This is a genomic window from Marinilabilia salmonicolor, assembly GCF_003003035.1.
Lineage (GTDB): Bacteria > Bacteroidota > Bacteroidia > Bacteroidales > Marinilabiliaceae > Marinilabilia > Marinilabilia salmonicolor_A.
In genome coordinates this window covers 287,976-310,437 of sequence record NZ_PVTS01000002.1, presented here as the reverse complement: position 1 = coordinate 310,437, position 22,462 = coordinate 287,976, and the positions used below count along the sequence as shown (strand labels likewise).

Annotated in this window: 16 protein-coding genes; 6 read left to right on the top strand and 10 right to left on the bottom strand. The window is 44.8% G+C overall.

Annotated features, from left to right (window positions below; all coding sequences use genetic code 11):
• The first annotated feature begins 211 nt into the window (after positions 1-211).
• Positions 212-994: an alpha/beta fold hydrolase gene (locus BY457_RS02915; RefSeq protein ID WP_106151826.1), complete on the top strand. Its 783-nt coding sequence runs from the start codon at positions 212-214 to the stop codon at positions 992-994.
• A gap of 178 nt (positions 995-1,172) precedes the next feature.
• Positions 1,173-1,736 (top strand): ribosome recycling factor, encoded by a 564-nt coding sequence (frr, locus tag BY457_RS02910; RefSeq protein WP_106151825.1) that lies wholly within the window; start codon positions 1,173-1,175, stop codon positions 1,734-1,736.
• 66 nt (positions 1,737-1,802) lie between these two features.
• On the opposite strand, the gene BY457_RS02905 is transcribed toward frr, so the two are convergent.
• The 3 genes from BY457_RS02905 to BY457_RS02895 all read right to left on the bottom strand — a co-directional run bounded on the left by BY457_RS02905 (position 1,803) and on the right by BY457_RS02895 (position 4,632).
• Complete coding sequence (locus tag BY457_RS02905; protein WP_106151824.1) at positions 1,803-2,705, bottom strand: CPBP family intramembrane glutamic endopeptidase; 903 nt, start codon at positions 2,703-2,705, stop codon at positions 1,803-1,805.
• An 11-nt stretch (positions 2,706-2,716) separates the two neighbouring features.
• Positions 2,717-4,009, bottom strand: a complete 1,293-nt coding sequence (gene tyrS / locus BY457_RS02900; RefSeq protein ID WP_106151823.1) for a tyrosine--tRNA ligase — start codon at positions 4,007-4,009, stop codon at positions 2,717-2,719.
• Positions 4,010-4,101: 92 nt separating this feature from the next.
• Positions 4,102-4,632, bottom strand: coding sequence for a CvpA family protein (locus BY457_RS02895; RefSeq protein ID WP_106151822.1), 531 nt, complete (start codon positions 4,630-4,632; stop codon positions 4,102-4,104).
• Positions 4,633-4,719: 87 nt separating this feature from the next.
• Between BY457_RS02895 and BY457_RS02890 the strand changes: the two genes are divergently transcribed.
• Positions 4,720-6,231, top strand: coding sequence for a GH3 auxin-responsive promoter family protein (locus BY457_RS02890; RefSeq protein WP_106151821.1), 1,512 nt, complete (start codon positions 4,720-4,722; stop codon positions 6,229-6,231).
• Positions 6,232-6,604: 373 nt separating this feature from the next.
• Positions 6,605-7,219, top strand: a complete 615-nt coding sequence (locus BY457_RS02885) for a deoxynucleoside kinase (RefSeq protein WP_106151820.1) — start codon at positions 6,605-6,607, stop codon at positions 7,217-7,219.
• A gap of 286 nt (positions 7,220-7,505) precedes the next feature.
• Here BY457_RS02885 and nagA read toward each other — a convergent pair whose 3' ends face one another.
• From nagA to BY457_RS02850, 7 genes are all read right to left on the bottom strand, one after another.
• Positions 7,506-8,645 (bottom strand): N-acetylglucosamine-6-phosphate deacetylase, encoded by a 1,140-nt coding sequence (nagA, locus tag BY457_RS02880; protein ID WP_106151819.1) that lies wholly within the window; start codon positions 8,643-8,645, stop codon positions 7,506-7,508.
• A gap of 115 nt (positions 8,646-8,760) precedes the next feature.
• Positions 8,761-9,219 (bottom strand): SRPBCC family protein, encoded by a 459-nt coding sequence (locus tag BY457_RS02875; protein WP_106151818.1) that lies wholly within the window; start codon positions 9,217-9,219, stop codon positions 8,761-8,763.
• A 100-nt stretch (positions 9,220-9,319) separates the two neighbouring features.
• Positions 9,320-10,222 (bottom strand): DMT family transporter, encoded by a 903-nt coding sequence (locus tag BY457_RS02870; RefSeq protein WP_106151817.1) that lies wholly within the window; start codon positions 10,220-10,222, stop codon positions 9,320-9,322.
• A 72-nt stretch (positions 10,223-10,294) separates the two neighbouring features.
• Complete coding sequence (locus BY457_RS02865) at positions 10,295-10,897, bottom strand: MarC family protein (protein WP_106151816.1); 603 nt, start codon at positions 10,895-10,897, stop codon at positions 10,295-10,297.
• 180 nt (positions 10,898-11,077) lie between these two features.
• Positions 11,078-12,235 carry an MFS transporter gene (locus BY457_RS02860; RefSeq protein ID WP_106151815.1) on the bottom strand — a complete coding sequence of 386 codons (1,158 nt, stop codon included), beginning with the start codon at positions 12,233-12,235 and terminating at the stop codon, positions 11,078-11,080.
• 180 nt (positions 12,236-12,415) lie between these two features.
• The gene (locus BY457_RS02855; protein WP_106151814.1) at positions 12,416-13,594 is read right to left on the bottom strand and encodes a DUF418 domain-containing protein; all 1,179 of its coding nucleotides are present in this window, start codon (positions 13,592-13,594) and stop codon (positions 12,416-12,418) included.
• Positions 13,595-13,861: 267 nt separating this feature from the next.
• The gene (locus BY457_RS02850) at positions 13,862-15,502 is read right to left on the bottom strand and encodes a DUF6377 domain-containing protein (protein WP_106151813.1); all 1,641 of its coding nucleotides are present in this window, start codon (positions 15,500-15,502) and stop codon (positions 13,862-13,864) included.
• Positions 15,503-15,649: 147 nt separating this feature from the next.
• Here BY457_RS02850 and BY457_RS02845 point away from each other — a divergent pair, with 147 nt between their 5' ends.
• Positions 15,650-16,750, top strand: coding sequence for an SGNH/GDSL hydrolase family protein (locus tag BY457_RS02845; protein ID WP_106151812.1), 1,101 nt, complete (start codon positions 15,650-15,652; stop codon positions 16,748-16,750).
• Between the two features lie 128 nt (positions 16,751-16,878).
• Positions 16,879-22,404: an alpha-2-macroglobulin gene (locus BY457_RS02840; protein WP_106151811.1), complete on the top strand. Its 5,526-nt coding sequence runs from the start codon at positions 16,879-16,881 to the stop codon at positions 22,402-22,404.
• The last annotated feature ends 58 nt before the right edge of the window (positions 22,405-22,462 follow it).

Here is a 22,462-nt window from a genome sequence, read left to right as displayed (position 1 = left end):
TTAGCGGAAATTACTCATTTACTTTAGTAAACTCCGCATTTCCGCTAATGGCAAGCCTTGTAAACGAAACCTTCTGGACCGACACAGCGAACTTGAGAAGTTTTACTTAGTTTACAGACAGTCACTAATTAGTGACCTTATCATCTTGGTGGCAAGTCATGGCAAAAGTGAATAATCCCTGGAGAAAGTTTATTTCGTTATTTTTGCCGTAATGGATTATACGATGCATTTATACCACAGGGCAGAAAAGACAGAGTCCGCTTTTTTGTTTCTGCATGGTTTTCTGGAAAATGGCGGCGTCTGGCTTCCCTGGGCTGAAAAAATGGCCCTGAACGGATCATTGTATATTCCGGACTTGCCTGGACATGGAAGCACACCTGCCTGGGAGGCTGGGGAAATGTTCCCTCACTGGGCTGCGCATTTGATGGATGTTATAGGTCAGCATCAAGCATCCAACGGACTCGTCCATATTATTGGGCATTCCATGGGGGGATATCTTGCCCTGGAAATGGCACTTCTCTATCCCCGGCGAATTGGCAAGGTTGTTTTGTTGCATTCCACGCCAATGACGGATAGTCCCGTTCAGATTGAACGACGCAAAAGGCAAATAGAATTAATTCGGAAAGGCAGAAAGTCTTTGTTGATAAAAAGTGTGGGTCCTTCGATGTTTGCACCCGAAAACAGAGAGCGTCTTGCGGATATGGGGCGGAAACTGAAAGCCGAAGCTGACAGGTGTCCCGCCGAAGGAATGATAAAAACCCTTGAGGCCATAATGAACCGATCGGATTATGGGGAGTTGATGAAACAAAAAATGCAAGATGTTTTATTGATTACCGGAAGTGATGATCCGTTTATGCCGGCAGATTATTACAAAACTCTTTTGTTGGAATATCCCCAGATGGCTCACTGCCATTTCACCGGTTGTGGTCATGCTTCTTTTCTCGAAGTTCCCGAGGCTTCGCTGGAAGTGGCAAAGCAGTTTTTGGAAAAGTAATTTGTTCTGATATAGGTATTTGTGGCTACATCGGAGTAGTGGCTTATCCAGGGCACAAACAGCAGATTTCCCTGACTGATAAAGTGTCTGTTGTTTCGTAATGTTCCAAAGTTTTATATTTTTGTTGACAATTAAAGAATAAGAAATTAATTTTTTACCAACCAATACTTTTATAATCATGGAAGATGATGTTCAAATTTTGCTGGAAAGCGCAGAAGAAAATATGCAAAAAGCCATCGACCATCTGGACCGGGAACTGGGTAAAGTCCGTGCAGGTAAAGCAAACCCCAAAATGCTGGATGGAATAATGGTTGATTATTACGGTTCCATGACACCTTTGCAGCAGGTGGCCAGTGTTAACACACCGGATCCCCGGACCATTGCTGTTCAGCCCTGGGAGCGCGGTATGATCGGCCCCATAGAAAAGGCCATCATGAATGCCAATTTAGGGCTTAATCCGGATAACAATGGTGAGTTGGTTCGTATAAATATTCCGCCTCTCACCGAAGAACGTCGTCAGGGACTTGTTAAGCAGGTGAAAAAGGAGGGTGAAGAAGCCCGCATCAGTATCCGAAACGCGCGTCGTGATGTTATGAATGATCTGAAAAAATTGAAGAAAGACGGCCTGCCTGAAGATATGGAAAAAGATGCCGAAGATCAGGTTCAGAAACTAACGGATAACTTTACGAAGAAAGTAGATGACCTGCTTGAGAAGAAAGAGAAGGATATTATGACTGTATAGAAAAATCCGCCAAATCGATAAAAAACGTCCCCGGAATTTCGGTGGACGTTTTTTTGTGCTCTTATATCAGGATTTAAGTGAATTTTCCTTCCGGAAAAATGACCAGGAAAGCCAAAACAGCAGTATTATTGATGGCAGAAGCCACACCGGTGACAGCATTTCAGCGTCGGGCTCCATTGGATTGATTTCAGGATGTGTGTGCCGGTAGAAATAAAAGATCACCAAAGACAGAAAGTTGTTGGCAAAATGCCCTGCGATCGGGTACCACAGGTTCCTGCTCCAAACCATTAAATATCCCAATGCCAGACCAAGGAAAAACCGGGGCATAAAAGTGAAAAATTGCAGGTGTATGGCGCTGAAAAGAAAAGCTGTTACCAGTATTGCTAAATGATTGTTTCGGAACCACTCTCCAAAAATGGGTTGTAAAACACCCCTGAAAAGCATCTCTTCACCCAGTGCCGGGAGAATGGCAATCATCAGAATATTCAGTAATAGAATGGCCGGATCGTCCGTGTCCAGTATCTGAAAAATAAAATCTGCCGCATTTTCTTCCGACCGGGCCATCCATTGCTCAAGTCCCCGGAGCATGTCCGGTAATTGCATGGAGCTGTTCCAGATGCCAAGGTAGCTTACCAGTGGTTGTGAAGCCACAATAATGAGCAGGCTGAATATGATTGACACTGCACGGGGCTGAGTGAACCCGATTCCGCGGGTAAGATGCCCCCAAAAAAGCAATCCCGCCAGCAATGACGGGATGATAAATACAGATATACTTTGTACAATCTGGAAATAGCGAAGCATCCCGGTTGACAGTGGTGCTTGCGGACCGCTGAGCAACGAAAGTCCATCCGAGAAAGGAAGTGCTGCCAGCAGTGCAATCAGGGAAAAGACCATAAAGCTGGTAAAGACCAACAGTACAGTGACCAGTAGTTTTCCAAACCCGCCCAAATGACTCCACATTTCCTTCATGGTATCCGGATTTATTCGGCTATGATGAGAAAATAGTTTTTCTTCCCCTTTTGTATCAGTAGGTACTTTTCGTTGAGCAGGTCGTCGGTGGTGACAACCAGATCGTCGGATGTTACTTTCTCTTTATTGAGTCCCAAACCTCCACCTTTGATGGTTCGGCGAGCCTCGCCCTTACTGGGCAATGCCTGGGTTTTTTCAGCTACCAAATCCATGATACCGATGCCGGCGGTTAGTTCATTTTTGCTGATGTTGAAAGTTGGAACTCCGTCAAATACCGCCAAAAGCGTTTTTTCGTCCAGTTTTCGAAGCGTATTGGTAACTGCTTTCCCGAAAAGAATCTGTGATGCTTCAATGGCAGTTTCCAGAGCTTCTTTGCCGTGTACCAGTTCGGTTACGATTTCGGCCAGTCGCTTCTGTAGTTTGCGCATGTGAGGGGCTTCCTGATGTTCAGCAACCAGGGCTTCAACTTCTTCTTTAGAAAGGAGTGTGAAGATTTTGATGTATTTTTCCGCGTCGGTATCTGAGGTATTCAGCCAGAACTGATAAAAGGCATAAGGACTGGTGCGTTCGGGGTCTAGCCAAACATTCCCGGATTCCGTTTTACCAAATTTTCCTCCGTCGGCTTTGGTAATCAGCGGACAGGTAAGGGCAAACGCCTCGCCTCCTGTTTTTCTGCGGATAAGTTCTGTACCTGTCGTGATGTTTCCCCACTGATCGGAACCGCCCATTTGTAATTTACAGCCTTTTTGGTTGTAAAGATGCAGGAAATCATATCCCTGAACCAGCTGGTAGGTAAACTCGGTAAATGAGAGCCCTTCACGAGATTCACTGCCCAGACGTTTCTTCACGGAGTCTTTGGACATCATGTAGTTGACAGTGATGTGTTTACCAATGTCGCGGATGAACTCCAAAAAAGAGAATTCCTTCATCCAGTCATAGTTGTTGACCATCAGGGCTTTGTTGGGCTCGTTGGTCTCAAAGTCAAGAAAGCTGGCTAATTGTTCTTTCAGGCAGGCCTGATTATGTCGGAGAGTCTCTTCATCAAGCAGATTTCTTTCCTGAGATTTCATGGAAGGATCACCAATCATTCCGGTAGCTCCACCGAGAAGCACAATTGGCTGATGGCCTGCGGCCTGAAAGTGGCGCAACATCATGACTCCTACAAGGTGTCCGATGTGCAAAGAATCGGCTGTGGGATCAATACCCACATAAGCTGAGGTCATTTCTTTTTCCAGTTGTTCTTCTGTTCCTGGCATGATGTCGTGAATCATACCGCGCCATTTCAGTTCTTCTACGAAATTCATATTTATAAAATTTTCTGTATCCGGAATTATAGATTTTGCTTTAGAATCGGCAAAAATACAAATAATAAATGAACCTGTTTTGCCTGATCAGGTTAAACTGTCACAGGGCTTTGCCCATTGTCTTTATCGGGACGGAAAAACTCATCCAGATCTTTTTCAAAAAGATCGAAAATAAAAGGAGCGGCACTTTTTACCGGCGGGTAGAGTTTGGACCGTTGTTGTTCTTTGGGCGTTACAACGGAGTTTTCCAACCCGAAAACCTGCAGACCAAGCAGTAAGATGCTGATGAAGAAGCCGGCCTTGAGGATACCAAAGGCCAGACCCAGAATTCGGTTGAATATTCCCAGTGCAACGGCGTTGATAAGAGTGTGAAGCAGTTGAGCAATGAGGTGCACCCCGACTACAACGACAATAAAAGTGACCAGAAAAGCGATTACAGGCATGTGGTCAGATTGGAAAAATCCGGAAAGCAGACTGGCTGTAAAATCAGAAAGCTGAACGGCTAATATGATTCCCAGAATCAGAGCTGTGAGGCCGGCGAGCTCTTTGACCAGACCGTTTTTGAGCCCTTTGAGTCCCGCCAGGATAAGCAGGATCCCCACGATAATATCGAAATAACTCATAGTTTATGGTTTGTGTTGATGGATGTGGTTGATTGATTGGAGCAAAATTATTTATATTTACAATCTAAACAAAAAACAGACATTTTTATGCCAATTATACCCAGCATTGTTGGACTGTTCAATGCCAGACGGTTGTCGCAGATCGATCTTTTTCGAAAAGCGCCCATGGAAGTGCAGGAATCGGTCTTTTTTTCTCTCATTGAACAAGCCCGGGATACAGAGTGGGGGAAGGAACATGGCTTTACAGATATCCGGAGTATTCATCAGTTTCAGGAGCGTGTGCCGGTTCAGGGGTACGAAGGTTTCGAACCTTATGTGGAACGCTTGAAGAAGGGAGAGAAGGATGTTTTATGGCCGGGCGTAACGCGCTGGTTCGCCAAATCTTCCGGGACTACCTCCTCAAAAAGTAAGTTCATTCCGGTAACCAAATCTGCCCTGGAGTCCTGCCATTTCAGAGGGGGCCGCGATGTATTGGTCTTGTACAACGACAATTATCCGAATAATGAGGTTTTTACAGGCAAGACCCTGACTTTGGGGGGAAGCCATCAGATTAATAATTTCAGTAATGATTCCTATTATGGCGACTTATCCGCCATACTAATAGAAAACCTGCCCTTTTGGACCCAGTTTCTGAAAACTCCCGGTCCCGATGTTGCCCTCATGGAAGAGTGGGAAGAGAAGCTGGAGAAAATGACTGAAATCACCACTAAGGAGAATGTGACTTCCCTTGCCGGAGTTCCGTCCTGGTTTCTGGTGCTGATCAAGCATATTCTTCATACAACAGGAAAAAAGAACTTGTTGGACATTTGGCCCAATCTGGAGCTTTTTATTCATGGTGGTATTAATTTTACTCCCTACAGGCAACAGTACAAGGAGCTGATCCCTACCGATAAGATGCATTATATGGAGACCTACAATGCATCGGAGGGGTTTTTCGGTATTCAGGACGATCCGAAGTCTTCATCCATGTTGCTCATGCTTGATTATGGGGTGTTTTTTGAGTTTGTTCCGATGGGAGAGGTGGGGAAAGCTCATCCCAAAGCACTGACCCTCGATGAGGTGGAGCTGAATAAGGACTATGCCATCATAATCAGTACCAATGGTGGATTGTGGCGTTACATGATCGGCGATACGGTGCGTTTCACTCACCGGTATCCCTTTAAGTTTATTATTTCCGGACGTACCAAGCACTTTATCAATGCTTTTGGAGAGGAGGTTATCATTGACAATGCCACCAAGGCTTTGGATGCTGCCTGCGCAGCCACAGGGGCAGTTATTAAGGAATTTACTGCCGGTCCGTTATATATGAGTACCGGAAGTAAAGGAGCCCATCAGTGGATTATTGAATTTGAAAAAGCACCGGATTCGACGGAGAAATTCCGGGATACGCTTGATCAGGGGTTGCAGGATGTAAACAGTGATTATGAGGCTAAAAGATATAAAGGCATTACTTTAGATCCTCCTGATTTGGTGGTAGCACGGGAAGGCTTGTTTTTCGACTGGATGAAATCGCGCAACAAGCTGGGTGGTCAAAATAAGGTGCCACGACTGTCCAATAACCGGGATTATCTTGATGATCTGTTGAAGATGAATAAATAGTGTTTGTCTATAAAGTCCAACTTCTGCGTTGTTGCTCAAAATCTAAATCCTCAAATACATTAGTATTCTGCGGTTTAGATTTTTCACACGCCTTGAATTTGAACTTTCTAGTTCAAACACTTGAAAAACGCTTAGTTTATAGACGGACTCTATTTAGTACCCGTCTATAAACTAAGCAAAATTTGGTTCTGGTCATGTGTTTGTCAAGAAAGTGCCAGTTACAAAGCCTGCCCCGATTTTTCTTCGGGGGCTTGCGAAGCCCGAAAATAAGCAGTTTACTTGAGTAAATGAGTAATTTTCGGGCAAGCGTAACGCAGTAAATGGTACTTTATGGACAAACACTAAATAGTACCTTTCATAAAAAATAATTCAGATGCATATTGCAATAGCCGGAAATATTGGTTCCGGAAAAACAACACTTGCCGGTTTACTTGGTCGTCATTATGGATGGGATATTCATTACGAGGATGTGGAAGACAATCCTTATCTGGCAGATTTTTACAATGATATGCGGCGATGGTCCTTTAATCTTCAGGTCTATTTTTTGAAGAGTCGCTTTTCTCAGATTGTGAAAATACGGGAAGGCAATACCAGTGTTATTCAGGATCGGACAATCTATGAAGATTCGGTGATTTTTGCAGCCAATCTCTTCGATATGGGACTGATGAGTCCGAGGGATTATGAAAATTATACCGGTTTGTTTAATCTGATGAGCAGTTTGATTGCTCCTCCTGATTTGCTTATTTATCTCCGGGCGTCTGTCCCCACGCTGGTTCGTCAGATAGAAATGCGGGGGAGGGAATATGAGTCATCAATCCGCCTGGATTATTTGCGCCGGCTGAATGAGCGTTACGAAGGGTGGATCAAAAACTACAGAGAGAGCAATTTATTGATTGTGGATGTGGACAACAACGACTTCATCAAGGACAGAAGCAATTTGAGTGCTGTCATTGATAAGGTTGACAGCAAAATCAATGGTCTGTTTTAATCTTGCTAAGTAATAAGACAGGGATGTTGTAAGCAGACTGAAAGCCTGATAGCAATAGCTCAGGGCAACGCTCCAGGCGATTGCTTAAAGACTTTCAATCTTTTAGTAAAACAACAACATTATGTATTCCTTGTAAGTAAAGCCGGTTGGTTTTTAGTGCTGACTATCTCATAAAACAGAAGGGAGGAACAGGTGTGGCGGATTCTGATCCGCCATTTTTGAGGCTCTCAATTCAATTCTTTTCGGATGTGATAAATATCCCTTTTTTGTCATCAGTGAGAATTGCCTATTCCACCGGTTCGCCTTCATAATAAACCTTTTCAATTTCCCAGGTCTCACCCAAAACGACCATATTGGCCAGTACTCCTTTGCGCAGGTTTCCAATGTGATCTGTGGCTTTCAGAATTGATGCGGGGGTGTACGTGGCCATTCGTAAAGCATCTGTTTCTGATATTCCTGCTTTTGTAATGCAGTATTGAACTGCGCGACTCATTGATATTGAGGAGCCTGCCAGTTTGCCGTCCTGATTGTAACAGATTCCGTCTTTCATGCGGAAAGTGGCAGGACCAAAGTGAACTTCACCGTCTTTCTGCCCGAGGAACGTGGCATCAGAAACCAGAAATAAACGATCTCCCATCACTTTTTGTGCCAGCCGAATGGCAGCTGGATGAACATGGTGCCCGTCGGCAATAATCCCTGCTTTGGCTCCCTGATGCTCAAAGATGGCCGTGACAATTCCCGGCTCTCTTCCTTTAAGTGACGGCATGGTATTGAAGAGATGTGTTGCCATAAGGCCGCCATGATCGAAGAAGGACACAGCACTTTCGTAGGAGGCGGTGGTGTGTCCGGCCGATAGTACCCAGCCAGTGTCCAAAAGAATGTCCAGGTTACCTGAAGTGAACAGTTCCGGAGAAACGGTTATGACTTTAATGGTGTCACCGCCTTCTTCGGATACCTGCTTGAGGAGATCGGGGGTAGGAAGTTGCAGCCATGGTTCATGGTGAGCTCCTTTTTTTGATGGATTGAGAAAGGGACCTTCCAGATGAGCTCCGGCAAGAAGAGATTGGTTTTTCTCCATGATTGTCTGCATGCTGCTTATGGCCTGCCGGCGGGTTTCATCCGCAGAAGTAATAATGGTTAGCAGCATGGAGGTGGTTCCTTCCCGGAGATGGGAATTGAGGATTTGCCGGAAAGACTTTTCAGATGGTTCCAGGGAAGTGTATTTCCCTCCGCCCCCATTTACCTGTAAGTCGATGAACCCCGGGGCAATCACTTTTCCCTGAAGATCGATGGAGGGCAAATGAGATGGGGGATGAGGGGTTATGGCCAGGATGTGCGGAGGCCTCACCACGATAGAAAAACCGGGTGACAGAAAGGAACGTCCGTCGAATATTCTTCCGTTTTTTAAAATGAATGCTGGAGACATGGCTTAATAATTTAAAATCAATACAAAGCAACCGACTAATCTGGAAATTCATTTTAAGATAGTCATTTTATTTCTGAACAACCAGATAATCATTGATTTTTTAAAGGGATCTTTATCAGGGAAACCTTTTCTCCAGGGCCACTCTCCGAAACTCAAAAATGGCATTGAGTTGTTTTTTGATCATCAGTTGATTGGCCAGGTCTCCAAACCAGCCAAACGGTGGAATGTAGTGTACGATATCCGTCATGAGGGTTCCGTTTTCATTATAAGAGATGTGGTGCTGGTGGTGCCACAACTTATACGGTCCGGAACGTTGTTCATCAATAAAAAATTCACCCGGTTGTATCTGGGTGATTTCCGTAAGCCATCGTGTTTTGTAGCCGGGAAGAGCAAGAACCTGGTATTCAATCATCATTCCGGCATACATTTTTTCGGGCAACCCGGGTGTGAGGATATCGAATCCCATATGTTCAGGAGTGATAAGTTTTAGGTTGTGAGGGGACGAGATGAAATCCCAGACTTCTTCCCTGGAAGCATTAAGCTTTTGTTGGACCTGTAAACGATAAATTCCCATTGGTGATTTTTTGAGTAATGTGCTTTTAAAAACAATCCGGCTCGTTCTTTTGTTTGGTGGTGTAATGAAGAACGGTACTTTATGAACAGACACTTCTATTTTAATCTTTCCCTGCCCTTTTAAAAGAATGTTTTTGAGTGAAGATTACTCCTGTAAATACGATGGTCAGTCCTCCCAAATCGGTGAGCAAGAGAGTGTCGCCAAAAGCAACCCAGGCCATAAGCATGGTGACAGGTGGACTGAAATAGAAAAAGGCTGCAAAGCGGTTTGCTTCCATTCGTTCAAGCAGCTTCCACATGCTCGCATAGGCCCCGATTGATACAGGTACAATAAGCCACATCAGGGTTAGGATGAAAGGGGGTTTCCATTGAGTTTTTAGATCTTCAAAAAATACAGCAGGCAGGATGAAAACCATAAATGTGGCCAGACTTTGGAGAAAAAGTGTCTGATCCATGGGTAGAAGGCGCCAGTGTTCTGCAATTTCCATTTCTCGTTCTATCAGGTTGGCTGAGGTCATGGCTGCTACCGAGACAAAAGGAATAAGGTAGGCCCCGCTTGTTCCGAGGTCGGAAAAGTCCATGCGTGCAAGTATGGTAAGGGCCACCCCGGCAAAGGCGATGGTCAGTCCTGTCCATTGATGCCGGGAGGTCTGCTCCCCTGTAGTTAATCCCGAAAAAGCCCCCGTGGCCATGGGTTGAAGTGCTGTAATCAGAGCAACAATGCCCGCCGGAACACCCAGGTTTAAGGAGAATAAAACACCGGTCAGCCACACACCATGCGCTAATAAACCTACCAACATATTTGGAATCGTTATACGCCATTCCGGAAAACAGAGTCGATTGGTTATCAGCAGGTAAAGAAAAAGGATGAGCGTAAGGATTCCGTAGCGCCAGAACATGAGTGTAAAGGGTCCTGTGTAAGGCAAACCAAATTCAGCTCCAATGAACCCGGAGTTCCAAAGGAGGATGAAGGTAAGGGGGAGTAAAAGGCGGCTTCTTAACATAGCTAATCACTAATATAAGAATAGTGATTAGGAATTGTCAAAGGTAATCCGGCAAAAAAGAAACAGATTCTGTTAACCTGCAAAAAGAACTTTAAAACCGTTGATGAGCATCTGAACAGCCATCATTACCAGAATCATTCCCATGAGGCGTTCGAGGGCAATGAGTCCTCTTTCTTTTAATACGCGAAGAAGTGCCGGAGCAGTTTGGAGGATGATGGCCGAAAGTGCCCACGCAATGAGCAACGCAAAAAACCAGTTGGTCATGTTGCCGGGTTGGCTTTGTGTCATCAGAATGAGCATAGCCAACACGGAGGGACCTGCAATCATTGGGATGGCAATGGGTACCAGAAAAGGCTCTCCTCCCGGGGTTTGTCCCATGGGGCCGTGTTTCTGAGGAAAGATAAGGCGTAAACCTATGATCAGAAGTATAAGCCCCCCGGAAATGGTTACTGCTTCCTGTTCCAGATGAAGGAAATTGAGCAGTGGTTTTCCTGCAAAAAGAAAGACGAGGAGAATTCCCAGGGCTATGAAAAGTTCACGGGCAATGATGATTCGCTGACGTTTGGTTTCAATTCCTTTGAGAATGGATAACAATACGGGGATGTTACCCAACGGATCCATCAGGAAAAATAACAATACTGCTGCTGACCAAACTGAGTCTCCCAGATTTTCCATGCTCTTACTATTATTGTTTTGTTGAAAAAATCGGCCGCGAAAGTAGCATTTATTTCCTTGTAAAAAAATGTTTTTTTAAGGAGAGACCAGCATCCTGGTTGCATTGTGATTCCACCATGGATGATTTCGGGGAACCTTTAGCTCTGGGCAAAAGGGGAGGCGGCTTCTGATATACACTGGTTATTTTTGATCCAAAAGCCTGGTTTTTATTAAATAAAGCAATATAAAAAGGCCGAGAATTAATGCTGCAATCATGTAAATGAATTTATCGACGCCGAAAGAATCCAGCATAATGCCGGTGATATAGTTGATTAGTAAATTGCCACCCAGGCCCATTGCCATAACCAGGCTAAGGGCAGTTCCAGGATTTTCAGGGAAATGACTTACAGTATAGCCCATCATTACCGGAAAGAAGGCTGCCATCCCCAGTCCCATAATGGCAATTCCGGCGAGACTGATCAAAAACGAACTACCCCAGCCGAAGATGATTGTTCCGAAAGTGAAAATGACCATGCTGATAAGCAATACATGGAAAGTAGGATATATTTTAAGAAAACGCCCAAGCAAGAGACGGGCGAAAGTAAGGCCCGTAGCACTGATGGTAATGGCATATAACCCTTTTTCGTATGTTACTCCTGTGATTTCTGAAAGGTAGGACGGAGCCCATACCGGAATGATGCCTTCTACAGAGCCCTGAAAAAACATATAAAACCCAAAAAGTAGTATTGCCGGATGGGTAAGCATGAGAAAGAACTTCCTCAGAGGGATGGGGGCCGACCTGACGGCTCCGGGGAATTTCAGAAACGAGACCAGTAGGATGGGGATAAACAGAAATCCCGCCACCAGAGTCAGGATGGTCTGATAGGGAAAATCACTCTCAAGCATGAGTGAGGTAAGCAACGGCAATCCCAATGCTCCGATGCCATAAAACACGCCCAGCAGACTTAGATATGCGCTGTTGTTCTTTGGAAATATGTTGGCCACCAGCATATTGGTGGCTCCATTGACAGCTCCTCCTCCGGCTCCGATAAAAAAGAAAAATACCGGAACATAAAGTACCAGAGGGGTGTAAACAATTCCTGTTATGCCTGCGATTGCCAGCAGTAACCCCCCCAACATTACCGGTTTGTAGCCCCATTGCTCAACCATTGGCCCAAATGAGAAAAGACCTGAAAACACCCCGGCAGCCAGGATGGATGCGCAAAGGCCGATGAAAAGTTTATCTACGCCAAACTCCACGACCAGGAAATTGTTGATGGTGCCCACCACTACCATGGTGATTCCGAAAAGCATCATCACCAGACCTGAAACCCAGAATTGTTTTGTTTTCAGTTGCATACAGGATAAAAGGAAAAATTAAAAATTTATCGAAGTTAAAAAAATTATGGATAATCCGGATTACAACGAAAACCACCCGCAGAATCCAGTCTCCGGGTGGTTTTAAATTGGCAGTCTCTGTAACAGATTGTCATTGGCGTGTGTGAAAGGAGTGTGTTGTTACAGACAGAAAGCCTCGCCTTAATGATGTCTTTTTTCTGAATTGAACCAGGTTGCTTTGTGCCAGATGGCTTCCAGTGGTCCCCTTTTATGATTTGCTGCCCACCAGCTGCAAAGAAGCCAGGTGATGACAGCAAGAACCAGTCCGATGAGAAATGCGGGGGTGGTGTTGGCATGTTTGTATAAACCGAGTCCGAATCCATAGTAGATGGACGCCCCTATGATTGACTGAAACACATAATTTGATAAACTCATCTTTCCGATTGGGGTAAAGACATTGAGTACTTTATGCATCAACTTTGAATGAAAAAGCAAAACAAACCCAGAAAGCAAGACAATCATGAAACTTATGTTGGTCCAGGAAGTTTCAATGATACTGAAAGAGCGGCGAATGGCGTCACTGTCTATAAGGTTTCCGGTGCTGGTTTTTATTGCAAACAAAGGAATGAAGGCTACTGCAGAAATAATGAGTGCTTTGGTCCAGAATTGTTTGGTTGCGTCATTCCAGGCAAATAACTTTCTTCGGCCGGCAAGTAATCCAAAGATAAACAGGGCCAGAATGTGAAAATATCGTCCGTTTTCCCAGTTCCAGAGAAGCACGGCCACCTTGCCGTTGGTGAGGTTCCCTTTGATGGTGGCAAATAAGGAATCTCCAGCAGCGTATTCACTCATTTTCCCGAAATATGCCCATGAAGCAGGATCGGATATCTGCATTTCAGGATTCTGAATTGCTATAAAAAGCCTGATCATTTCGTAGGGTTGCAGAAATAAAATGAGGGCGATAATAAATAGTGCTTTGTCACTGAATCTGGCCACCGGTATCAGCAGGATTCCGAGTATTGCATAAATTGATAAAATGTCTCCCTGGAAGAATGCAGAATTTATGATTCCAAAAATCAGCAGCAAAAACATACGCCAGGCAAAACGCGGTCGAAAATCTTCTCCGTGTTTCTCCTGATTGTGCATCTGGATGTAAAAGGTCAAACCAAATAGAAGGGCAAACATGGCATATGATTTACCTCCAAAAAGGAAAAACATCGTATCCCAGATGATCGTATCAATGGATGCCATCCACTGGGGGATGTTTTCCGGCACATAGTAGAAGTCGAAATGCTCGATGTTGTGCAATAACATGATTGAAATGATGGCAAAGCCACGCAATGCATCCACTACATAAAACCTTTTACTTTCTGCAGCCATGAATTTGTTTTATCGTTTTTGTTTATTTCGGAAATCAAAGTTAGCCAAATAGAAAGCGACCTGTGAAAGAAGGTGCTAAAAGTAGTTGTTGTAAAACATTTGTTCCTGATAGAGAGTTTGTTGCTGCTGTTGTGAAGCTTGAAAAAGTAGTAGAAATGGAATGATTGGTGTCCGGTTAGAAAATTGAGATTGCTTCACTACGTTCGCAATGAACAGATCTTTGCAGGGCATTGTTAATGATTGGCTAAAGCTTTGCGTAAGATTTATCTACTGATTTGGTTTTCGCAGGGTGCCAATCTTCATAACCATCTCTTCAAACTTTTCACGGGGCACAGCCGACCTGTTGCGGGCTTTGGTGCGGTAGTTGTAAATGGTGCTTAGAGAGTAACGTAAAAACGAGGCTATTTTTACGCTATCGGTAATGCCCAGTCGAACCAATGCAAAGATGCGCAACTCAGTGTTTAACTTCTCACCGTTCTTTGGTTCCGATTTTTCTTCATCGGTAAGAAGCTGGTTAAATTCCTCCACAAAAGTAGGGTATAAATTGAGGAAAATCGTGTCAAAATTGCGGTACAACTCTTCCACCTCCGTTTCGATGATGGAGGTGGACTTAAGCATCTTGAACAATTTTTCGTGCTCTCCGTTGACAGCCTTTTTGTTGAGTGATTTACGGTAATCCTCCAGTTTGTTGATGTAACTGGAGCACAGATCAAAGAAGTGGGCTATGTACTCCTCTTTAATCTGATTGGCATCCTGCAGCAGGGTGTTTCGCTCATTCAGTTGATTGTTCTTCTCCTTTATGTTGTTGTTCAGACGTAAAAGTTCCTTGTTCATTTCATCCAGCTCCCGGCGGATTCCGGATACTTTGTCTTTTTGTTTGTAAACATATATTACCGCTCCAATCAGAAACAGAGAAAGCAGGCTGATAAGAAAAAGAAAGAGCAGCAACTGGTTTTTTTGCTTCTCAATTTTCTCCTTATAATTGGCATTGATGAACGTAAAAAACTGTGTCAGATAATAAGTTCTGAACTGCACGTTACAAAACAGGGCGTCGTTGAGGGCCACTTGGGAATATTGGAAAGCCCGTTCTATATTGCCCTGTTCATAAGCCAGTGCCGCCAGATGTTGAATAGAAGAGTTGTCTTTCGTGGATTTTCGGATGTCATTGATGGCAGATAAAGCGAAGAATCGTTGACTTTTTTCTGTTTCTCCTCTGATTTCGTGCAGCAATCCTTTTAAGAAGGTGACCATGGCATAGTTCTCATTTTCAGGATTGATTTCCCCGAGCATATTGGTCAACAGTTGGCCGGCTGGCTGAGTTTCCCCTTTTTCTATAAGACTTTCCGCTTGGTTGATGCGAAAAAACATCGATTCTGGATTCAATACCTGGATCAAAGAGTCGCGGTAGGTTCTGGTTTTTTGATCATATTCGGGAAGCTGCACATTAGCCGCATAATAATTGAAGAACAAGCGCCAGGCATTGTAGTAGTCAGCCAACAGCGACTTTGGAAGCTCATTTTTATTTAACCGTTGGAGAATGGTTTCTGCTTCGCGAAACATGCCTGTGGAAGAGTACAAAATGACGAGCTGAAGATGTGTGTGTTGAACATTCTCTGGGGTTTTTGCATTTTTCAGAGCTTTTTGAGCATATACAATGGCCGAGTCGATCTGATATTTTCGGTAGGCTTCATACAATCGTGTGCTGAGATCAAATTCTTCCCTTTGTGTCGTCGCTTCCCGGAGCCACTCTTTAAGCAGGGAAAGCTCCTTTTCTTTTTGTTGTTCATATTCCTGCTTTCGGGCAATGGTCTGATCCAGACTATCGAGGATAGCCTCTGCACTAATATTGGCAAAGGCGCTGTTTGTGGAAGTCAGTAAAAGAAAGAACAGGAAAATGGCTTGTCTCATGGCTTTTAATGTTTGCCTTTTGATTATGAACTGTAAAATTAATAAAATTGGACAAAAGTCATGGCGGGTTGATGATCTCTTCAAGCCAAACATCAAACTTTCATCGATTTGTTGTACTTTAGTTGGTCAAATGAAAAGGTGACCTTAATGAAAAAAATATTTCTGATTTTTATGTTTTCAATGATCGGTTTTTTGCTTAATGCTCAAAGCCGTATTTCTGCACGTAACGCTCTGATTGAATATACAGGGCGTATCGATTTTTCAAACCCTGAAGCTCCATCTTTTGCTTATTCCGGAGTGAGTATCAGGGCTTGTTTTGACGGAGGCCTTATCATTGCCATACTGGAGGATGAGAAAGGGGAAAACTTCTACAATGTTATTTTGGACGGTGAAGTGTTACGAACAATTCATACAGCTAAAGGAAAACATGCTTACGTATTGGCGGAAGGACTGACTGGGACAAATCATGAGATAGAACTTTTTAAACGCACGGAAGTCAGCTTTGGCAAAACAACCTTTAGAGGTTTTGAGCTTGAATCGGGGGCAACCTTGAAACCACTCTTTACCAAACAGGACCGCCTTATTGAGTTCATTGGCAATTCCATCACCTGCGGTTATGGAAACGAAGGACTGAATGGAGATACTTTTGGACCGGAGACAGAAAATCATTATCTGACTTATGCTGCCATAACTGCCAGAAATTTATATGCCCGGCATATCTCTGTTTCAAAGTCAGGTATCGGGGTATATCGCAATTATGACGGACCCGCAGAAGGAAATTCCGATTGTATGACCAATCGTTATGACCGCATATTTTTGTACGAGGATTTTCCTAAATATGATTTTGCCAGGCAACCCGATGTGTTTTGCATCAATCTTGGAACCAATGATTTTAGCACCATTGGGGGAGATTCAGTATTGTATGTGGATAACTACCTGCGTTTGCTGGATATCATTCAATCCAAATACCATCAGCCTCAAATTGTTTGTCTGCTTGGGCCTATGATGAATGGAGATGTACTGAATGAGGTGAGGGGTTATCTCAAATATATTGTGGATACGGCCAATGACAAAGGAAGGGGCTCTGTTACCTTTTTTGAAATGTCCCCCCAAACAGGCGATTTGGGAATTGGTATTGATTCGCATCCTACCGTGGCCCAGCATCAGAAAAATGCCGCTGAACTTACGGCTTATCTATCTGATCTGATGGGGTGGGCGGTTGTAGAAGATGACTTTTCGCAAGACTAATAGGTATCACGATTGTATTTTATATTCAATTATTAATTCAACCTGATTTATATGTGATTTGGAACGAGTTTGTACAACTCATTACAATTTATTCATGGATAAATCAGATTTAAAGGAACTCTGTCCCTATGAAAATTTTTACTTCGCTGGCGTCAATGCTGATTGTCGCAGTTCTTTTTTGGGGTTGTGAATCTTCTGTTAAAGAAGATGCGCCCGCGCATTCTCCATTTCATGCTAAAATTAGTGCATTCACTTCCGGTCAGGTTTCTTCCACCTCTCCGGTAATGGTGGAGTTTTCCTCTTCGGTGGCAAACGCCGAGGCCGGCAAGGTTGTGCAGGAGGGAATTGTAAAGATTTCTCCATCAGTTAAAGGCTCAGCAGTTTGGGTCGGTAGCCGGACCCTGGTTTTTAAACCTGAAGAGATGCTCCCTTCCGGGAAGGAGTTTAAGGTTGAGGTAAATCTTCCCCGGTTGTTGCCCGGGGAGAAAGAATCCTTTTTCTTCACCTTTCGCACAGTTCAGCAAAATGCCTGGTTGAGTCTGGAAAATATCCAGCCGGTTTCGGTGTCCGAGTATGATTCCTATACAGTTACTGCCCGCGTGGCTCTGGCTGATGTAGCTGTTGACGAAGTGGTAGAGAAAAATGTAACAGTAACATACGAAGGAGCGGAGTTGTCCCCTGAATGGACACACATTGATGGCAGGGTTCATGAACTGTCGGTGACAGGTTTGTCCCGGGGCCGTTCAGAGAACGAATTGCTGATAGAAGTTGCAGAGGGCCCGTTATCGCCCGACGATAATCGTGAATTGGAGGTTGCCATTCCTGCCCTCGATGACTTCAAAATTGTGTCTGCCCGCATGGAGTCTGCTCCTCGCAATGTGATTACGGTAACCTTCAGTGACCCCATAGATCCGGCTCAGGATGTTTCCGGACTTTTTGTGATGCAGGGTGTTGATCTTGACTGGAATATCGAAAACAACAGGGTGGAACTTTATCCCGGAGAGTCCGTCACGGGAAATCAGACATTGAAGATATTGCCGGAAATCACAAATGTTGCCGGAACAAAGTTAAACAGGAAAGGAGCTTTTTCATTTTCTTTTTCCACTGAAGCGCCTCAGGTTGAATTGTTAGGAGAAGGAACCATTATGCCTTTTTCAGATGGTTTGTACCTGCCATTCAGAGCAGTGAGTCTCAAATCGGTGAAAGTCCGGATTATCAAGATTTATGAGCACAACATCGGACATTTTCTTCAGATCAACCAACTTGGAGGAGAGTCGCAATTAAAACGTGCCGGTCGGTTGGTTCACAGACAACGCATTGACATTGATAATGATCCCACATTGGACTTGAATCGATGGAATACCTTTTCGCTTGATCTCTCGAAATTTGTACAACCCGATCCTGGGGCAATTTATCGCGTGGAGTTGGGATTTGAAAAAGAGGATGCCATTTATGCCTGTTCAGAAGGGGATGAATCGGAACCTTCCATTGGCAATAAGTCTGATTCGGATGATGAGTTTTGGGATGAGCCAGATGATTACTATTCCACTTATCCATACAATTATAACTCCAACTACAACTGGTACGACAGGGATGATCCATGTTCCGATTCTTACTACACTCGTCAGCGTTGGGTGGCAACCAATGTGCTGGCTTCCAATTTGGGAATTATGGCCAAACGTGGTACCAATGGGGAGATGCTGGTGACTGTTACCGACTTGCGCAATACCGAACCACTCAAAGGAGTGGAGGTGGAAGTGTTTAATCTGCAGATGGTGTCTATGGGCAAAGAGATCAGTGATAAAGAGGGTTTTGCTGCTTTTAATTTTGAGGAGACACCGTTTTTGCTTGTGGCCAAACAGGGCAAGCAACGCGGGTATCTTAAGCTCAATGAGGGTGAGGCTTTGCCGCTGGATCGTTTTGATGTAGCCGGGGAAACCGTAAAGGAGGGATTGCGTGGATTTATTTTTGGAGAGCGCGGAGTTTGGCGCCCCGGTGATTCTATTTTTGTCTCATTTATGCCTGTGGAAAGTAGTCCCGGAACCTTGTCTTCCAATCACCCCGTAACTTTTGAGCTAACCGATCCGCGCGGAAGATTGGTTGACCGTCAGGTAAGTACACATCCACGGAATTTGCTTTATACCTTTCGTACCCTCACATCTGAAGAGGCTCCCACCGGGATGTGGCTGGCCCGGATTTCGATGGGAGGTGTGGTGTTTGAAAAAACATTGCGCGTGGAAACCATCAGGCCCAACCGGTTAAAGATAAATCTGGATTTTTCTGAAGAGGAATTACAATCGGGTGTATCGACAGATTTCTCTGTTCATTCCGAATGGTTACACGGTTCTCCTGCCTCTGATCTCAGGGCAGATGTGCGCATGTCGGTAAAGGAGCGAAAGACCTCCTTTCCTGATTACTCAGGATATATTTTTGATGATGCTACCCGTAGCCTGGATGCTTCCGAGGTAACTATTTTTGATGGTCTTCTCAATGATAAGGGAAATGCTTCGTTCCGGGAAAGAGTGCCATCGTATAAGCGTGCTCCAGGAAAACTGACGGCTCAGCTTACCTCACGGGTTTTTGAAGAGGGAGGCGCCTTCAGTATTTCCTCACAACGGGTTTCGTTATCTCCCTATGATGTTTATACAGGAATGCGTACACCACCTGGTGACGATCGGGGACTCCTGCTTACCGATGAGGATCATGCCATAGAACTGGTGACGGTGGATGCCGAAGGTAATCCGGTTGGTGGACAGAATCTTACCTACAGCATATATAAAATAGAGTGGCGCTGGTGGTGGGAAAAATCAGATGAAGATCTGGGCCGTTATGTGTCATTTCACAGCAACAACAGGGTTGATCATGGCATGGTAACCACATCCGGTAACGGAAAAGCAAGTTTTGATTTGCGCATTGATAAACCTGAATGGGGTCGATACCTGATAAGGGTTGCCAATGCTTCTTCCGGGCACTCTACTGCTGCCACTGTCAGGGTTGACTGGCCGGGATGGGCTCGTGAGTCCAGGGGAGGAGAAAGTGCATCCGAATTAATCTTCTCTACCGATAAAAAGAACTATAAAGTGGGTGAAGATGTGGTGGTCACTTTTCCATCGGCAGAAGAAGGACGTGCCCTGGTTTCAGTGGAAACAGGAACCCGTATTCTTAAAAGCTGGTGGATTTCACCCGAAGCTAAAGAGACTCGGTTCTCTTTTAAAGCCACACCGGAGATGAGTCCCAATATCTATGTGAGTGTCACGCTGCTTCAGCCGCATGCTCAAACAGGAAATAACCGGCCCATCAGACTTTATGGCGTTGTTCCGGTTTTGGTTGAGGATCCGGGAACAAGACTGGAACCGCAAATTGAAACATCAGATACATGGCTGCCGGGCAGTGAGGCCCAAATTGAGGTGAGTGAGAAAAACAATGAAGCTTTTGATTATGTGGTTGCCGTGGTGGACGAAGGTTTGCTGGATTTGACGGGTTTCCCTACGCCTGATCCCTGGCAGCGATTTAATGCAAGGCAGGCTCTGGGAATTAAAACCTGGGATTTGTACGATGAGGTGATTGGTGCTTTTGGCGGTAAAATTGAGCAGCTGTTTAGCGTTGGAGGTGACGGAGAACTATCGGGTGACAGAAGTCAGAATCAGATGCGTCGTTTTGAGCCGATGGTCCGCTTTTTTGGTCCGTTTCATTTGAAGCGTGGTTCTGAAAAGCACAAATTTACGGTTCCTGAATATACCGGTTCGGTCAGAGTAATGGTTATAGGAACCAACGGGGCCGCTACCGGAAGTGAAGAGACAACTGTTAAGGTGAAAAAGCCGGTAATGGTATGGAGCTCTCTGCCTCGTGTGATGGGGCCGCAGGAGAAACTCTGGCTTCCGGTGACGATTTTTGTCACTGATGAAAAAGTACGGGATGTGACGGTTTCCTTGAAAGGATCGGAACATTATAAGATATCGGGTGAAACCTCTCAGAAACGTAGCTTTGACCAACCTGGTGAACAGACCGTTTATTTTGAACTGGAAACCGGTTCTGTTACCGGAATGTCGCAACTTGTCATCTCGGCAAACAGCAATCAGGGAAAAGATGAAATCACCAAAAGCCTGATGATTAGGATGCCTAATCCGTCGGTGACGAAAACTGTTTTTACGAGCTTGAAGGGAAAGGAATCAGGGTCTTTAAAATATGAGTTGCCGGGAATTGCCGGGACTAACTCCATACGGTTGGAGGTAAGTGCTATTCCTCCAATGGATTTGACCGCCAGGCTCTCCTATCTGCTTGAATATCCCCATGGTTGTATTGAACAGATCACTTCCGGGGGGTTCCCTCAATTGTATCTCGACAAAATAGTGGATATGAATGAGGAACAAAAGTCCCGGGCACGGGAGAATATCGGAAGTGTATTGAATCGCTATAGTTCCTATCAAACTCCCGAGGGAGGATTTGCATATTGGCCCGGTCAGTCGTATCCCAACGAGTGGGGCACTTCTTATGCAGGACATTTTCTGTTGGAGGCCGAGAAACAGGGATATATGGTTAAGCCAAACGTGAAGTCGGCCTGGTTGAAATGGCAAAAGCAACGGGCCAAAGCCTGGCTTCCTGATTCGGAAACAGGTTATTTGGGGTCAGAGCAGATGTTGCAGGCATATCGCTTGTTTACGCTTGCACTGGCCGGAGAACCCGTTGTAGGGGCGATGAACCGATTGCGACAGCAGGAAAATCTAATCTTGCAGGCTCGTTGGCTTTTGGCATCCGCTTATTCCATATCCGGTATGCAGGAAGTGGCTGTTGAATTGATGGATGGTGGTGTCGATTCCGATGAAGCTAAGGTTGTTTACCGTACCTATGGGTCACCTTTGCGGGATAAAGCGATTCTAATCAACGCACTAACACTGCTGGACAGGAGAGAGACTGCGTTTCCAATGGTTCGTGAAGCCGCAAAAAGACTGAGTAGTCAAAACTGGTATAGTACGCAAACCACCGCATGGGCTTTGATGAGTATTGTTAATTTTTCCGGTCAGCACATGGCAGGGGAGTCGCTGCAATATACCTACAGTGTGAATTCGGGTGATGAGATGACCATTGGGTCTGATAAGGCCGTTTCTCAGAGGGATATTGAAGTGAGTGAGGTGCGTGATGGTTCAGTAAAGGTTGCCAATGACACTGACGATGAGTTGTTTGCAACGCTTATTGTGACAGGCACTCCCGCTGGGATTGATTCTTCCTCTTTTTCGGAGAACCTTCGGATGGAAACTTCATTTCAGACCATGGACGGTAGTCGTATTAATCCGGAGAATATTGAACAAGGTACGGATTTTCTGTATGTTGTGCGTGTGAGCAATCCCGGGACATCCGGAGATGTTGAGAATCTGGCACTTACTCAGTTGATTCCTTCAGGATGGGAGATAAGAAATACCCGACTGGAGGGGAATGCAGTGCATGAAAAGGACATTCCTGATTATCGGGATATCCGGGACGACCGGGTAATGTCGTATTTTGATTTGGATGCCGGCGAAACCAAGCAATTTGTGGTTGTTGTCCACGCAGCTTTCCCGGGGCAGTATTATTTACCGCCGGTAAGTTGCGAGGCTATGTACAATCGGGATGTCAGAGCAAGGCTAGGAGGTTCTGTAGTTGAGGTTATAAAACCATAAATGATATTACACGGGCAGGTTAAGTTTTTTGTTTCATTAAACTATTTCCTGCCCGTTT

Coding starts and splice junctions, on each gene's coding strand:
- BY457_RS02915 (WP_106151826.1), top strand. CDS start 212: ATGGATTATACGATGCATTTATACCACAGGGCAGAAAAGACAGAGTCC.
- frr (WP_106151825.1), top strand. CDS start 1,173: ATGGAAGATGATGTTCAAATTTTGCTGGAAAGCGCAGAAGAAAATATG.
- BY457_RS02905 (WP_106151824.1), bottom strand. CDS start 2,705: ATGAAGGAAATGTGGAGTCATTTGGGCGGGTTTGGAAAACTACTGGTC.
- tyrS (WP_106151823.1), bottom strand. CDS start 4,009: ATGAATTTCGTAGAAGAACTGAAATGGCGCGGTATGATTCACGACATC.
- BY457_RS02895 (WP_106151822.1), bottom strand. CDS start 4,632: ATGAGTTATTTCGATATTATCGTGGGGATCCTGCTTATCCTGGCGGGA.
- BY457_RS02890 (WP_106151821.1), top strand. CDS start 4,720: ATGCCAATTATACCCAGCATTGTTGGACTGTTCAATGCCAGACGGTTG.
- BY457_RS02885 (WP_106151820.1), top strand. CDS start 6,605: ATGCATATTGCAATAGCCGGAAATATTGGTTCCGGAAAAACAACACTT.
- nagA (WP_106151819.1), bottom strand. CDS start 8,645: ATGTCTCCAGCATTCATTTTAAAAAACGGAAGAATATTCGACGGACGT.
- BY457_RS02875 (WP_106151818.1), bottom strand. CDS start 9,219: ATGGGAATTTATCGTTTACAGGTCCAACAAAAGCTTAATGCTTCCAGG.
- BY457_RS02870 (WP_106151817.1), bottom strand. CDS start 10,222: ATGTTAAGAAGCCGCCTTTTACTCCCCCTTACCTTCATCCTCCTTTGG.
- BY457_RS02865 (WP_106151816.1), bottom strand. CDS start 10,897: ATGGAAAATCTGGGAGACTCAGTTTGGTCAGCAGCAGTATTGTTATTT.
- BY457_RS02860 (WP_106151815.1), bottom strand. CDS start 12,235: ATGCAACTGAAAACAAAACAATTCTGGGTTTCAGGTCTGGTGATGATG.
- BY457_RS02855 (WP_106151814.1), bottom strand. CDS start 13,594: ATGGCTGCAGAAAGTAAAAGGTTTTATGTAGTGGATGCATTGCGTGGC.
- BY457_RS02850 (WP_106151813.1), bottom strand. CDS start 15,502: ATGAGACAAGCCATTTTCCTGTTCTTTCTTTTACTGACTTCCACAAAC.
- BY457_RS02845 (WP_106151812.1), top strand. CDS start 15,650: ATGAAAAAAATATTTCTGATTTTTATGTTTTCAATGATCGGTTTTTTG.
- BY457_RS02840 (WP_106151811.1), top strand. CDS start 16,879: ATGAAAATTTTTACTTCGCTGGCGTCAATGCTGATTGTCGCAGTTCTT.